The organism is Methylobacterium sp. 174MFSha1.1, assembly GCF_900116815.1.
In the GTDB taxonomy this organism is placed as follows: Bacteria; Pseudomonadota; Alphaproteobacteria; order Rhizobiales; family Beijerinckiaceae; genus Methylobacterium.
The window spans coordinates 31,844-46,290 of the sequence record NZ_FPCB01000014.1 but is presented as its reverse complement, the minus strand read 5'-3'; the positions used below and the strand labels follow the sequence as shown (position 1 = coordinate 46,290).

At 70.6% G+C, this 14,447-nt stretch carries 14 protein-coding genes; 11 read left to right on the top strand and 3 right to left on the bottom strand.

The annotated features are described in order from the left end of the window. From larB to BM430_RS13105, 3 genes are read right to left on the bottom strand one after another with little or no spacing between them, the layout of a single operon-like run. Positions 1–678: a nickel pincer cofactor biosynthesis protein LarB gene (gene larB / locus BM430_RS13115; protein ID WP_093567708.1), complete on the bottom strand. Its 678-nt coding sequence runs from the start codon at positions 676–678 to the stop codon at positions 1–3. Then, on the bottom strand, positions 675–1,484 hold the full coding sequence (locus tag BM430_RS13110) for an ATP-dependent sacrificial sulfur transferase LarE (protein WP_093567707.1): 810 nt from the start codon (positions 1,482–1,484) through the stop codon (positions 675–677). Before BM430_RS13110 ends, larB begins: the two co-directional genes overlap by 4 nt. Then, positions 1,481–2,758, bottom strand: coding sequence for a nickel pincer cofactor biosynthesis protein LarC (locus tag BM430_RS13105; protein WP_093567706.1), 1,278 nt, complete (start codon positions 2,756–2,758; stop codon positions 1,481–1,483). The genes BM430_RS13110 and BM430_RS13105 overlap by 4 nt, the downstream gene beginning before the upstream one ends. A gap of 198 nt (positions 2,759–2,956) precedes the next feature. On the opposite strand from BM430_RS13105, the gene BM430_RS13100 reads away from it, so the two are divergent. The 11 genes from BM430_RS13100 (at position 2,957) to atpC (ending at position 14,443) form a co-directional block, all read left to right on the top strand. Then, entirely contained in the window at positions 2,957–4,540 is a 1,584-nt protein-coding gene (locus BM430_RS13100) for an aldehyde dehydrogenase (NADP(+)) (protein WP_093567705.1), read from the top strand. A gap of 100 nt (positions 4,541–4,640) precedes the next feature. Further along, a complete protein-coding gene (locus BM430_RS13095; protein WP_093567704.1) occupies positions 4,641–4,874 on the top strand; it encodes a DUF2171 domain-containing protein in 234 nt (77 codons plus the stop codon). Between the two features lie 442 nt (positions 4,875–5,316). After that, a complete protein-coding gene (locus BM430_RS13090) occupies positions 5,317–5,952 on the top strand; it encodes a hypothetical protein (RefSeq protein ID WP_093567703.1) in 636 nt (211 codons plus the stop codon). Positions 5,953–6,193: 241 nt separating this feature from the next. Next, entirely contained in the window at positions 6,194–7,417 is a 1,224-nt protein-coding gene (locus BM430_RS13085) for a Zn-dependent hydrolase (RefSeq protein WP_093567828.1), read from the top strand. Positions 7,418–7,431: 14 nt separating this feature from the next. Next, positions 7,432–7,923 carry a glutathione peroxidase gene (locus BM430_RS13080; protein WP_093567702.1) on the top strand — a complete coding sequence of 164 codons (492 nt, stop codon included), beginning with the start codon at positions 7,432–7,434 and terminating at the stop codon, positions 7,921–7,923. 379 nt (positions 7,924–8,302) lie between these two features. Further along, positions 8,303–9,004: a DsbA family protein gene (locus BM430_RS13075; RefSeq protein ID WP_093567701.1), complete on the top strand. Its 702-nt coding sequence runs from the start codon at positions 8,303–8,305 to the stop codon at positions 9,002–9,004. 373 nt (positions 9,005–9,377) lie between these two features. Continuing rightward, positions 9,378–9,950: a F0F1 ATP synthase subunit delta gene (locus BM430_RS13070; RefSeq protein ID WP_093567700.1), complete on the top strand. Its 573-nt coding sequence runs from the start codon at positions 9,378–9,380 to the stop codon at positions 9,948–9,950. A 63-nt stretch (positions 9,951–10,013) separates the two neighbouring features. Continuing rightward, on the top strand, positions 10,014–11,543 hold the full coding sequence (gene atpA, locus BM430_RS13065) for a F0F1 ATP synthase subunit alpha (protein WP_093567699.1): 1,530 nt from the start codon (positions 10,014–10,016) through the stop codon (positions 11,541–11,543). Between the two features lie 30 nt (positions 11,544–11,573). Then, positions 11,574–12,461: a F0F1 ATP synthase subunit gamma gene (locus BM430_RS13060; RefSeq protein WP_093567698.1), complete on the top strand. Its 888-nt coding sequence runs from the start codon at positions 11,574–11,576 to the stop codon at positions 12,459–12,461. Between the two features lie 25 nt (positions 12,462–12,486). Then, on the top strand, positions 12,487–13,944 hold the full coding sequence (gene atpD / locus BM430_RS13055; RefSeq protein WP_093567697.1) for a F0F1 ATP synthase subunit beta: 1,458 nt from the start codon (positions 12,487–12,489) through the stop codon (positions 13,942–13,944). A gap of 97 nt (positions 13,945–14,041) precedes the next feature. Continuing rightward, a complete protein-coding gene (atpC, locus tag BM430_RS13050) occupies positions 14,042–14,443 on the top strand; it encodes an ATP synthase F1 subunit epsilon (RefSeq protein WP_093567696.1) in 402 nt (133 codons plus the stop codon). Positions 14,444–14,447 lie beyond the last annotated feature (4 nt).

The window sequence follows — 14,447 nt, the reverse complement described above, 5'->3', positions numbered from 1 at the left end:
TCATGAGGAGGCCTCCGCGAGCCGGGCTGCCGCGTGGAGCAGGCGCAGGGCCGCGCAGGCGGCGCCGTAGCCGTTGTCGATGTTGACGACCGCGATGCCGGGGGCGCAGCTCGCCAGCACCGCGTCGAGGGCGGCGCGGCCTCCTTCGGCGACGCCGTAACCGACCGAGGTCGGCACCGCGATCACCGCGCCGGCGACGAGGCCGCCGAGCACGCTCGGCAGGGCGGCGTCCATGCCGGCGGCGCAGATCACCACCGGATGGGCCCGGATCTCCTCGATCCGGCGGGTCAGCCGCCACAAACCCGCGACGCCGACATCGGCGATGAGCGTCGTGGCATGGCCCTGGTAGGCGAGCGTCCGCTCGGCCTCGCGGGCCACCGGCACGTCCGAGGTGCCGGCCGCCACGATGGCGATGCGGGAAGGCCCCGCGACCCGCCGCGCCTCGCCGAAGAACGCGGTGCGCGAGACCGGGCAGTAATCGAGCCGGTCGCGGTAATTGAGTGAGGCGTGGCGCTCCGGATCGAGGCGGGTGACGAGGAAGCGTGCGCCGCGCGCCTCGGCTGCGGCCAGGATGGCGTCGATCTGCGCCGGCGACTTGCCGGCGGCGAACACCGCCTCTTCGAGGCCGATCCGCTCCGTGCGGGTGAAGTCGAGGGTGAATTCGTTCTCCAGGCTCACCGGGCAACTCCGGTCAGGAAGGCGCTGCCGGTGCGATAGGGCGCGAAGGAGACCGGCGCGTCCGAGAGCCGGGCCGGCGCCTGCGCGGCGATGCGCCGGCCGAGATCGGCCTGCGCCCCCTCGGGCAGGCTGGCGAGGCTCTGGGGATCGAGCTCGACCACGATGCCGGCGGCGCGCACCCGGCAGCGCACGGCGCGTTTCGCGCCCGTCACCGTCAGGTCGTCCCCGACCAGCCGCTCGACGGCGTGAATGAAGGCCAGGGTCTCGGGCTCGATGCGGATGCCGGTCTCGACCCGGCTCGACAGGCAGGGCGCGGCGGGCAGCTCCGCCACGGCGCCGAGGCCGAGGTCGCGGGCGAGCGCCCGCACCATCGCCTTGCTGAACGACGCTTCGACGAAAGGATGCCGCACCCCGTGCTCGCGGGCGGCGTCGAGGCCGGGGCGGTACTCGCCGAGGTCGTCGAGATTGGCGCCCGACACGATCTGGCGCCCGGTCACCCGTCGGATCGCCCCGTAGAGGTTGGTCTTGCAGAAGAAGCAGCGGTTGACCGGATTCTCCCGATAGGCCGGGTCGGCGAACTCGCCGGCCTCGATCACGCGCAGGGACCATCCCTCGCGGGCGGCCTCCGCCCGCACCCGCTCGGTCGCCTCGCCGGGCACGGCGGGGGAGACGGCGTGGACCATCAGGGGCGGCTCGGCGCTTGTCCGATGCGCGATCGTCGCCAGGGTCAGGCTGTCGACCCCGCCGCTCACCGCGACGGCGACCGGCCCGAGCCCGGCAAGGACGGATTCGAGGGCCGCGCTCATTCCCCGTCCTCCGGCAGTTCGAGGGCCAGCCGCTCGGCCTCGCGGCGCAGGGCCTGGCGGGCGGCGTGGCCCGCGGTGGCCTGCGCGTCGTCGGCCTCGGCCTTGGCGGTGCGCCCGCCCGGCCGCGCGACGCTCTTCACCCGCACGGGCTTGCCCGCCACCGCGACGGTGTCGAGCCGCCGCGTCAGCGCCGCCCCCGAGACGGTGTGGTGGCGCAGACCGATCGTGGTGGTCTCGCGAAAGCAGGCCTCGATCGCCTCCTCGATCGCGTCGGCCCGGGCAAGCGCCCGAACGTGGGTCATCATCCGGCCCTTCTTGCCGAAGACCGGCATCTGCACGACGTCGAAGATCTTTTCGTGCGCCCGCAGGCGGTCGAGCCCCATGGCGAGATCCTCCGCCGACTGGTCGTCGACCTCGAACTCGATGATGCCGAGCTCGCGGTGGCCGGGCGACCCGGTCTCGCCCAGCTCTTCGAAGACGAGCACCCGCAGCACGTTGCTCAGGCCCGGCAAGGTCCTGGTGCCGAAGCCGAGGCCGCTGCGCAGGAGCCGGCGCGGCCCGCTTTTGCGAGCCTGCTCGCCGCAGAGATGGCGCAGGATCGCCGCCCCGGTCGGGGTCACGCGCTCGCCCGGCACGCCGTCGTCGAGGGTGAGGAAGCCTTCGAGCAGCAGCGCGGTCGCCGGCGCCGGGACCGGCAGCGGCCCGTGCTGGGTGCGCACCCGCCCCGAGCCGAGGGGCAGGGCCGAGACGGACCAGGCCGTGGCGCGAAGCGCGTCGATCAGGTGCGCCGCCGCCACGATGTCGGCGATCGAGTCCCAGGCGCCGACCTCGTGGAACGCCACCTCCTCGACCGGGATGCCGTGCACCCGTGCCTCGGCCTCGGCCAGATGCCCGAAGATCGCGAGCGCGTGGGCGAGGACCGCCGGGGGAAGCCCGCAGGATTCGAGGTCGCGGCGGATGCCGGACCAGTGCCGGTGCGCGTGCCCGCCGCCGTGATGGTGGTGGCCGTGATCGTGGTGATGGTCGCCGTGGTGATGGTCGCCGTGCTCGTCCGCCGGCCGGTCCGGCGCCTCGCCCTCGGGGCCGGTGACGGCGAAGCGCCGGCCCTGGAGCACGCCGTCGCCATGGGCGAGGAGCGCGCACGTCGTGCGGCCGCGGCTCGCCCGCGCCACGCTCTCGCGCACGCCCGCCTCGTGCTCCGGAAAGGCGTCGAGGAGGGCCGCCACGAGCATGTCGCCGGCCACGCCCCCGACCGCGTCGAGATGAATCTGCATCGGGTCCTTCGTCCGGTATTGGATCTCATACCGGTCGGGGGCACATCGGCCCGCAGCGGCCCGCGGCAAGCGCCGGCCCCTCGGGACAGACCGTCGCAGCGGGGACGACCGCGGATTTTTCCCATCCCCCGGTGGATCGCCCCCGCCGGGCGGGGCATAAGCCCGCCAAACACCCCGTCTCAGGAGAGGACGCGACCCATGCCCATCACCGGAGAGAACCTGATCGGCGCCGCCGCCCGCCGCGGCGAGGGCGAGAGCTTCCGCGCCGTCGAGGCCGCCACCGGCAACCACCTGGAGCCGGCCTTCGCCTCGGCGACCCCGGCCGATGTCGAGCAGGCCTGCGCGCTCGCCGCCGAGGCCTTCGACAGTTACCGCGAGACGTCGCTGGAGGACCGCGCCCGCTTCCTCGAGGCGGTGGCCGACGCGATCGTGGCGATCGGCGACGAGCTGATCGTGCGCTGCATGGCCGAGAGCGGCTTGCCGCGGGCCCGCCTCGAAGGCGAGCGCGGCCGCACCGTCGGCCAGCTCAAGATGTTCGCCGGCGTGGTGCGCGACGGCGGCTTCCTTGAAGCCCGGGTCGATCCGGCCCAGCCCGAGCGCAAGCCGCTGCCGCGCCCCGACCTGCGCCTGCGCCAGATCGGCGTCGGTCCGGTGGCGGTGTTCGGCGCCTCGAACTTCCCGCTCGCCTTCTCGGTCGCGGGCGGCGACACCGCCGCGGCGCTCGCCGCCGGCTGCCCGGTGGTCGCCAAGGCCCACCCGGCCCATCCCGGCACCTCGGAGCTGGTCGGCCGCGCCGTGCAGGCGGCGGTGAAGCAGTGCGGTCTGCCGGAGGGCGTGTTCTCGCTGCTCATGGATTCCGGCATCTCTGTCGGCCAGGCGCTGGTCGCCGATCCGCGCATCGCGGCCGTCGGCTTCACCGGCTCGCGCCGCGGCGGCGTCGCGCTGATGCAGGCCGCCGCCTCCCGCCCGGTGCCGATCCCGGTCTACGCCGAGATGAGCAGCATCAACCCGGTCGTCCTGCTGCCGGCGGCGCTCGAAGCGCGGGGCCGCGATATCGGCCGCGCCTTCGTCGGCTCGCTCACCCTCGGCTCGGGCCAGTTCTGCACCAATCCGGGCCTGATCCTGGCGGTGGAGGGCGCCGGCCTCGACGGCTTCCTGGAGGCGGCCTCCGCCGCCCTGACGGAGACCCAGGCCGCCACGATGCTGACGCCCGGCATCCACAAGGCCTATTGCGCCGGCGTCGCGGCGCTCGAAGCCAACCCGGCCGTGACCACGCTCGCGCGCGGCCTCGCCGGCGGCACGCATCAGGGTCAGGCGGCGCTGTTCTCCACCACCGCCGAGTCCTTCCTCGCCGATCACACCCTCGCCGAGGAGGTGTTCGGCGCCGCCTCGCTGGTGGTGCGCTGCCCCGACCTCGCGTCGATCCGCGCGGTGCTGGAGCGGCTGGAGGGCCAGCTGACGGCCGCCGTCCACCTCGACGAGGCCGATCACGACGCCGCCCGGGCGCTGCTCCCGGTACTGGAGCGCCGGGTCGGGCGCATCCTGGTCAACGGCTTCGGCACCGGCGTCGAGGTCGGCCACGCCATGGTGCATGGCGGGCCGTACCCTGCGACCTCGGACGGCCGCACCACCTCGGTCGGCAGCCTGGCGATCCACCGCTTCCTGCGCCCGGTGAGCTACCAGGATCTGCCGGAGGCCCTGCTGCCGGCCGCCCTGAAGGACGCCAACCCGCTCAAGCTGTGGCGGCGGCAGGATGGGAAGCTGGCTGCGCCGGGGGCCTGAGGCCTCTGGACGCCCGTGGGAGGCCATTCGGCCTTCCGCGGGTGGCAGGAACCTGCCCCGGGTATCCTCGTTGATCGCCGCACCACGCAAGGAGCGCGCGATGATCGATCTCAGCAGCATCAAGGAGCACATGCCGGTCGTCGGCTCCGACGGCGGGCATGTCGGCACGATCGATCACCTCGACGGCCAGCGGATCAAGCTGACGAAGACCGACCCGGCGGCCGGGGGCCACCATCACTTCATCCACGTCGATTCCATCGCCGCCGTCGCGGGTGGAGAGGTTCGCCTCAACCGCACCACCGCCGAAGCGAAGGACGAGTGGGCGACGGCCTGACCACGCCCGGGCAGCACCTTTCGGCGGTCGTCCGAGGGAGGATGCAACCGGAAGCGCGGGACTTGAGTTAGGTTAACAATCCTGGACGAAAAAAGGGCCGCCCCTTGAGAAGGCGGCCCGAGTCTAGGGAGGAAACGCCCGAGGAAGGCGCGAGCAGCGCAGCGGCATCGCCACCGCCCTGCACAGGACAAACCCGGTCCGCTGCCGCGTGGTTCCCGAGCGGGTACTGAGACCAAGGTCCGCTTCGGCGGGCCTTCTTTTTGCCGTGATCGACGCGGCGCCCGAGCCTGCTCCTTCGTCGCCTGTCGCCGTAGGTGGGCGATCCGGCTCCGCCGCGAGCAGGAGCGGGTACCTGCTCGCGGATGGCGCGACGTCGCGGGCATGATACCGTGTGAGAGCGGAAGACGATCGGCTCTCTGCCGCAAGGACAAGGAGTCGCGCAATGGCGAGCGGCTGGTCGAGACTCGCGGCGGCGGCCCTGGTTCTGCTGTACGGCTCAGGGCTCTCCTTGCCGGCCTCGGCAGAGGATGTCTGGGAGCGTCTCGACCGGGAGACCATTGCCCTCTTCAAGGACATCGTCGCCACCGAGGCGGACACGTTCCAGGCCTGCGTCGTCGACAGCAAGTGGCTGAAATACGATGTCATGGCTGAGACTGCCAAGAAATACCTCAATCATCACATCCACGCCGACCTCTCGCCGCGACACCATCCGAGCAGCCCGGCGGAGATCATCGGCCGAAGCTCTGGCAAGTCCGATCTCGTGTGCAGCGACGAGGATTCTCTCGATCGCATCGGGCTCGTCCTCAAGGAGAGGCAAGCCGCGGTCGCGAAGGCGGCGGCAACCGTGCCGAGCATGCCGAGAGAGATACGCCGGTCCTACAGCTACCCGATTTTCGACGCGGAGTTCCGGACGGCCGTCATCGTGCGGGATCACGGCCACAGTGTCGGGTTGCATTTACGCGACGATGGCAAGGTCCGACGGCGCGGCATGCACGGCGACATCACGGCCTTGATCTATCGCAAGATTCGCGGCCGCTGGACGCTCATCGCCACCGACGGCTACGCCACATACAGCTGAGACGATTTTCGACGTAGCGACATGCGGGCGCCCTGTGGCGTCCCGGTAGGTTTTCCGGAAGGCCGCCCTGCCCCGGACAGGTCCGCAGCCTCGTCCATTCGATTGGCGGCCGAGTGCCGACACGGCCCTGGCTCGGTCTTTGCGACACGCTCTGCGATAGCGATAACAAGCGCGCAACGACGGTGTGAGGCCTTTGCTGACCTCGTCGGTGCCGAGCAACACACATACGGCGGCCGAAGACATGCCCGAGATCGACACCGCGGCCTTTCTGCGCGACCTCCACGACCTGCGCGCCATCGGCCGCTTCCGCACCGGGGTGCACCGCCCGACCTATTCCCCCCAGGACATGGAATCCCGGCGCTGGCTGATGCGGCGCCTGGAGGAATGCGGGCTCGAACCCTCCATCGACGGCGTCGGCACCGTCCTCGGGCGCCATCGGGGCGACGGCCCGCACCTCCTCGTCGGCAGCCACATCGAGAGCCAGAACGAGGCCGGCTGGCTCGACGGGGCGCTCGGGGTGGTGGCGGGCCTCGCGCTTGCCCGGGCCGGGCTGCCGGTCGACGTCGTCGCCTTCGCCGACGAGGAGGGGCATTTCGACGTCGGCTTCCTCGGCAGCCGCTCCGCCATCGGCGAGGTCACCGAGGCCGAGATCGACGGCGGCCGCAACAGCACCGACGGCACCCCTCTGCGTGACGCCCTCCACGCCGCCGGTCTCGCCGGCCTGCAGCGGATGCAGCTGGAGCCGGGGCGCTACCGCGGCTTCCTGGAGATGCATATCGAGCAGGGCACGCAGCTCGAATCGACGGGTTTGCGCCTCGGGGTCGTCACCGGCATCGTGGCGATCTGGCAGTGGCGGATCGTGATCGAGGGCGCGCAGGACCATGCCGGCGGCACCACGATGGCGGAGCGTCGCGATGCCGGCCTGACCGCCGTGCGGCTGCTCGCCGCCATCGACCAAGCCTTTCCGCAGGTCTGCGGCGAGCGCAGCACCTGGACCACCGGCCGCATCACCCTCGATCCCGGCGCGCCGAGCATCATCCCGGGGCGGGCCGAGATCTTGTTCCAGTTCCGCGACGTGTCGGTCCCGGTGCTGGAGCGGATGGAGGCGACCCTGCGGGCGCTGATCCGCGAGAGCAACCGGCGCGAGCGCTGCACCGCGACCCTCGAGGAGATCTCCCGCAACAGCCCGGCCCTGTGCGATCCCGGCCTGATGGGGGCTCTGTCGGAGGCGGCCGAGGCCCTGTGTCCCGGCGGGTGGCAGACGATGCCCTCGGGCGCCGGCCACGATGCCCAGAACGTCGCCAAGGTGATGCCCGCCGCGATGCTGTTCGTGCCCTCGATCGGCGGCATCAGCCATCACTGGTCCGAGGACACCAAGGAGGAGGACTTGGCGCTCGGCGTGCAAGTGCTGGGGGCGGCGGCGGAGCGGGTGCTGTCGGGTGGGAAGACCTCGGCTGCGGGGTGAGGCATACCGGACCGATGAGCACGGTCCACGATTTCGCCCCCGCCGCGCCCGACGGCACGCCCCACCCGCTGGCGCAGTACCGCGGCAAGGTGCTGCTCGTCGTCAACACCGCCTCGGCTTGCGGCTTCACCCCGCATTATGCGGGGCTGGAGGCCCTGTGGCGCCGCCACCGCGAGGCCGGCCTCGTGGTGCTGGGCTTCCCCTGCAACCAGTTCGGTGCGCAGGAGCCGGGTGATGCCGAGGAGATCGCCCGGTTCTGCACGCTCAACTACGACGTCAGCTTCCCGCTCTTCGCCAAGGTCGAGGTGAACGGAGCGAAGGCCGAGCCGCTCTTCGACCACCTGAAGGAGGAGCGGCCGGGATTGCTCGGCACCCGCGCGATCAAGTGGAACTTCACCAAGTTCCTGATCGGCCGCAACGGCCGGGTGATCGCGCGCTTCGCCCCACGGGTGAAGCCGGAGGCGCTGGAGGCGGCGGTGGTGAGGGCGCTGGAGGAGAGAGCCTGACTCGTATTCCTTCAATTTTAGCGAAGTCTAAATCGCGGGATCCCCTCTCCCGTTTGGGAGAGGGGTAGGGGTGAGGGTGGCTCGGCTTCCGCGTAAAGCTGAGGGCGTTGAGCTTCCAGCACCAATCTCTCAGCCTCACACTGAAGCGTGTCACCCTCACCCCCGGCCCCTCTCCCACACGGGAGAGGGGAGAAGCGCTTTAACTTCGACGTCAAAAAATATTATTGGGCGCACCACAGCGTAGCCGCGCAAAGTGTGTGGATCGGGGCTCGAACGACGGCCCGCACGGCCGAGCTCGGGGCGCAGCCATCATCCGGCCAAAATGGCCGAGCTAGTCCTCACGCGTGACGACAGCCCGTCGCGCGTTGGAAGTCCACCCATGTCGCTCTCCCGCCGCACCCTCCTCGTCGCCTCCCTGGCGGCCGTTCCCGCCCTCGCCACCAAGGCCCGGGCGCAGGCCGAGGGCCAGTGGCGCGCGGTGACCGGCGACAACGGCCAGCCGATCCCCAACACCCGCCTGCCGGGCGAGCTCGCCTCCGAGATCGGGCGGCTGCGCGGCGTGACCTGGCTCGGGAAGCGGGAGGCCTCGGTCACGCTCTACGAGTTCTTCGACTACAATTGCCCGTGGTGCCGGGCGGCGGCGCGCGACCTCGACGACCTCGTCAAGGCCAGTCCGGACCTGCGCATCGGCCTCGTCAACAACCCGATCCTGTCGGTGCAGTCGGCCCAGGCCGCCAAGGTGGCGCTGGCGGTGCAGCGCGCCGGCGGCTCGGCGGCGACCGCCAAGCTCTACGCCGCGCTGCTGGGCCCCGGCACCACGGGGCGCAACGACGGGCCGCGGGCGCTGGAGGCGGCTTCGCGGCTCGGCCACGACCGGGCGGCCATCGAGCAGGCGGCCGATTCCGACGAGGTGCGCGAGGCGTTGAAGAGCCAGATGAGCCTCGCGGCCAATCTCGGCCTGCACGCCACCCCGTCCTACGTCGTCGGCACGTCGGCGCTGCTGGGCTATCCGGGGCCGAAGAGCCTCGCCCGGGTGCTCTCGAACGTCGCCGAATGCGACGAGATCGCCTGCGCGAGCTAAAGATCCGTCCGACTCGCGAAATTATCCGGAAACCCTGCCGAAACCTCCGCGGCTCGGCCGTCGCGGAGGCGGGCATGCGCCTCGATACGCCCGAAAAGCGCAATCCGACCATCGTCGAAGCGCCGCCCCGTTGACGCAACCGCGAGGCGCCGGATGGGTTTAAGCCCACGGCCCGCCTCGCGATTGGCGCGCCTCCGCTCGCCTTGCGCCCCTTAAAAACCCATGCTAGGCCGGCGCCGCGCCGGGGGAGGGGGCATTCTTCTCGCGCCGGAGCCTTTCCCATCATCGACGGGCCGCGCGCCGCCGCCGCTCCACTCCAGACCGGCGCGATCCGGCCGGACCCGTCGGGCCAGGACATGAAGAGAGAGCGCTGGTGGCTCAGAACGCATCGGAATCGGGTTCTCCCCTGGCGGGCGTCGCCGGGCGGTACGCCTCGGCGTTGTTCGAGCTCGCTCGCGAGGAGCGGGCCGTCGACGCGGTGGCCGAGGGGCTCGACCGGTTCGACGCCCTGCTGACCGAGAGCGCCGACCTGCGGCGCCTCGTGCGCAGCCCGGCCTTCTCAGCCGAGGACCAGGTCAAGGCGATCGAGGCCGTGCTGGCCAAGGCCGGCATCCAGGGGCTGGCCGCCAACTTCATCCGCCTCTCGGCCGCCAACCGCCGGCTCTTCGCCCTGCCGGACATGATCCGCGCCTATCGCGAGCTGGTGCGCGAGTCGAAGGGCATCGTGCGCGCCGAGGTGCGGCTCGCCGAGAAGCCCTCCGACGCGGTCCTCCAGGACATCAAGGCGTCCCTCAAGGACGTCGCGAAGGCCGAGGTCGACCTCGACCTGCGCATCGACCCGACCCTGATCGGCGGCATCGTCGTCAAGCTCGGCAGCCGCATGGTCGACGCCTCCTTGCGCACCAAGCTCAACAGCATTCGCCTGGCGATGCAGGGCGCCCGCTAAGGGCCCCGCACCCGCCACTTCCAGAACACCGCCCGACACGCGAAAAAACGAGGGAAGGTCCAGATGGACATCCGTGCCGCCGAGATCTCCGCCATCCTGAAGGAGCAGATCAAGAACTTCGGCCAGGAGGCCGAGGTCACCGAGGTCGGTCAGGTCCTGTCGGTCGGCGACGGCATCGCCCGCGTCTACGGCCTCGACAACGTCCAGGCCGGTGAGATGGTCGAGTTCGAGTCGGGCGTGCGCGGCATGGCCCTGAACCTCGAGCAGGACAATGTCGGCGTCGTGATCTTCGGTTCCGACCGCGAGATCAAGGAAGGCCAGACCGTCAAGCGCACCGGCGCCATCGTGGACGTGCCGGTCGGCAAGGGCCTGCTCGGCCGCGTCGTCGACGCGCTCGGCAACCCGATCGACGGCAAGGGCCCGATCGTCGCCGAGAAGCGCAGCCGCGTCGACGTGAAGGCCCCGGGCATCATCCCGCGCAAGTCGGTGCACGAGCCGATGGCGACCGGCCTCAAGGCGATCGACGCCCTGATCCCGATCGGCCGCGGCCAGCGCGAGCTGATCATCGGCGACCGCCAGACCGGCAAGACGGCGGTGGCCCTCGACACCATCCTGAACCAGAAGCCGGCCCATGCCGGCACCGACGAGAAGGCCAAGCTGTACTGCGTCTACGTCGCGGTCGGCCAGAAGCGCTCCACCGTCGCCCAGTTCGTGAAGGTCCTCGAGGACAACGGCGCGCTGGAATACTCGATCGTCATCGCGGCCACCGCCTCGGACGCCGCCCCGATGCAGTTCCTGGCGCCCTTCGCCGGCTGCGCCATGGGCGAGTACTTCCGCGACAACGGCATGCACGCCGTGATCGTGTACGACGACCTGTCGAAGCAGGCCGTCGCCTACCGCCAGATGTCGCTGCTGCTGCGCCGCCCGCCGGGCCGCGAGGCCTATCCGGGCGACGTGTTCTACCTGCACTCCCGCCTGCTCGAGCGCGCCGCCAAGATGGGCGACGCCGCCGGCAACGGCTCGCTGACCGCGCTCCCGGTCATCGAGACCCAGGCCAACGACGTCTCGGCCTACATCCCGACCAACGTGATCTCGATCACCGACGGCCAGATCTTCCTCGAGACCGACCTGTTCTACCAGGGCGTGCGCCCGGCGGTGAACGTCGGCCTCTCGGTGTCGCGCGTCGGCTCCGCCGCCCAGACCAAGGCGATGAAGTCGGTCGCCGGCAAGATCAAGGGCGAGCTGGCGCAGTACCGCGAGATGGCGGCCTTCGCTCAGTTCGGCTCGGACCTCGACGCCTCGACCCAGAAGCTGCTCAACCGCGGCGCCCGCCTGACCGAGCTCCTGAAGCAGCCGCAATTCTCGCCGCTGAAGATGGAAGAGCAGGTCGCGGTGATCTATGCCGGCGTGAACGGCTACCTCGACGCGATCCCGGTCAACCGGGTCCGCGCCTTCGAGGACGGCCTGCTCTCGACCCTGCGCACCAAGCACACGGACCTGCTCGACGCGATCCGCTCCTCCAAGGAGCTGTCGGCCGACAGCGGCGCCAAGCTCAAGGGCGTGGTCGAGTCCTTCGCCAAGTCCTTCCAGTAAGCCTCCGGCTCGACACCAAAGGACCCTCCGATGGCGAGTCTGAAGGACCTGCGCAATCGCATCACCTCGGTGAAGGCGACCCAGAAGATCACCAAGGCGATGCAGATGGTCGCCGCCGCCAAGCTGCGCCGGGCGCAGATGGCGGCGGAGAGCGCCCGGCCCTACGCCGAGCGCATGGCGCAGGTGCTCGGCAACCTCGCCGCCAACCTGACCCCCGGGGCGGAGACGCCCCGGCTGCTCTCCGGCACCGGCCAGGACCGCACCCACCTGCTCCTCGTCTGCACGGCGGAGCGCGGCCTGTGCGGCGCGTTCAACTCCTCGATCGCGCGTCTCGCCCGTGACCATGCCCGGCGCCTGATGGCGCAGGGCAAGACGGTCAAGATCATCTGCGTCGGCAAGAAGGGCTACGACGTCCTGCGTCGCGAGTTCCGCGACCAGATCGTCGAGCTGATCGAGCTGCGCGGAGTGCGCCAGCTCGGCTTCGAGAATGCCGAGACGATCGCCCGCAACCTGCTCGGCCGCTACGACGCGGGCGAGTTCGACGTCGCGACCCTGTTCTACTCGCGCTTCCGTTCGGTGATCCTCCAGATCCCGACGGCGCAGCAGATCATCCCGGCGGAGATCGCCCCGACCGAGACCGCCTCTACCGGCGCCTCGGCCGACGCGGTCTACGAGTACGAGCCGGGCGAGGGCGAGATCCTGGCGGCCCTGCTGCCGAGGAACCTCACCGTCCAGATCCTCCGGGCGCTCCTGGAAAACGCCGCCTCCGAGCAGGGCGCGCGCATGGGTGCCATGGACAGCGCCACGCGCAACGCCGGCGAGATGATCAAGAAGCAGACCTTGATCTACAACCGGACGCGCCAGGCGATGATCACCAAGGAGCTGATCGAGATCATCTCGGGCGCCGAGGCGCTCTGACCGCACGCAATCAGGGATTAGCATCATGGCGAACACTGCCACCCCCGGCGCCGGCTCGAACAAGACCGGCCGCATCACCCAGGTCATCGGCGCGGTCGTCGACGTGCAGTTCGAGGGCCACCTGCCCGAGATCCTGAACGCCCTCGAGACCAGCAACAACGGCAACCGCCTCGTCCTCGAGGTCGCGATGCAGCTCGGTGAGAACACCGTGCGCTGCATCGCCATGGACACCTCCGAGGGCCTGGTCCGCGGCCAGGAGGTCTCCGACACCGGCTCGCCGATCCGCGTGCCCGTCGGCGCCAACACCCTCGGCCGCATCATGAACGTCATCGGCGAGCCGATCGACGAGGCCGGCGAGATCAAGACCGAGTCGCTCCGCGCGATCCACCAGCCGGCCCCGTCCTACGCCGAGCAGTCGACCGAGGCGCAGATCCTCGTCACCGGCATCAAGGTGGTGGACCTGCTCGCCCCCTACGCCAAGGGCGGCAAGATCGGCCTGTTCGGCGGCGCCGGCGTCGGCAAGACCGTGCTGATCATGGAGCTCATCAACAACATCGCGAAGGCCCACTCGGGCTACTCGGTGTTCGCCGGCGTGGGTGAGCGCACCCGCGAGGGTAACGATCTCTACCACGAGATGATCGAGTCCAAGGTGAACATGGACCCCAAGGAGCACGGCTCCGCGGAAGGCTCCAAGTGCGCCCTGGTGTACGGCCAGATGAACGAGCCCCCGGGCGCCCGCGCCCGCGTCGCGCTGACCGGCCTCACCGTCGCGGAGCATTTCCGCGATGAGGGCCAGGACGTGCTGTTCTTCGTCGACAACATCTTCCGCTTCACGCAGGCGGGCTCGGAAGTGTCGGCGCTGCTCGGCCGCATCCCCTCGGCGGTGGGCTATCAGCCGACGCTCGCCACCGACATGGGCGCCCTGCAGGAGCGCATCACCACCACCACCAAGGGCTCGATCACCTCGGTGCAGGCGATCTACGTGCCGGCCGACGACCTGACCGACCCGGCGCCGGCCGCCTCGTTCGCCCACCTCGACGCCACGACCGTGCTGTCGCGCTCGATCGCCGAGAAGGGCATCTACCCGGCGGTGGACCCGCTCGACTCGACCTCGCGCATGCTGTCGCCGGCGATCCTCGGCGAGGAGCACTACAACGTCGCCCGCCGCGTCCAGCAGGTGCTGCAGCGCTACAAGGCGCTCCAGGACATCATCGCGATCCTGGGCATGGACGAGCTGTCCGAGGAGGACAAGCTGTCGGTGGCCCGCGCCCGCAAGATCGAGCGCTTCCTGAGCCAGCCGTTCCACGTCGCCGAGATCTTCACCGGCTCGCCGGGCAAGCTCGTGGCGCTCGAGGACACCATCAAGGGCTTCAAGGGCCTGGTGGACGGCGAGTACGACAACCTCCCCGAGGCCGCCTTCTACATGGTCGGCTCGATCGAGGAGGCCAAGGAGAAGGCCCAGCGCCTCGCCGCCGCGGCCTGATCGGCAGAGACATGAGAGCGGGCTTGGCTCCGGCGGAGCCAAGCCCTTTTCGCGAAAATCCTGTCGCGCCTGACGAAACCGGAAACGACCTGACCCCATGGCCACCTTCCAGTTCGACCTCGTCGGCCCCGAGCGGATCCTGTATTCCGGCCCGGTCGACGCCGTGCAGCTTCCGGGTTCCGAGGGCGAGATGACGGTGCTGCCCGGGCACGCGCCCGTGCTCACCACCCTCAAGACCGGCGTGCTGGTGATCACCGAGAGCCCGCAGAAGGGCAAGCGGGTGCTGGTGCGCGGGGGCTTCGCCGAGATCAACGCCACCTCGCTGACCGTGATCGCCGAGCGTGCCACCCCGATCGAGGAGCTGACGCCCGCGATCATCGACGCCGACATCGCGGCGGCCGAGCTCCAGTACGACGCCACCGACGATTACGACCGCAAGATCGAGATCGAGGGCCAGATCGCGCAGCTGCGCGAGGCCAAGGTGGCGCTGAGCTTCTGATCCC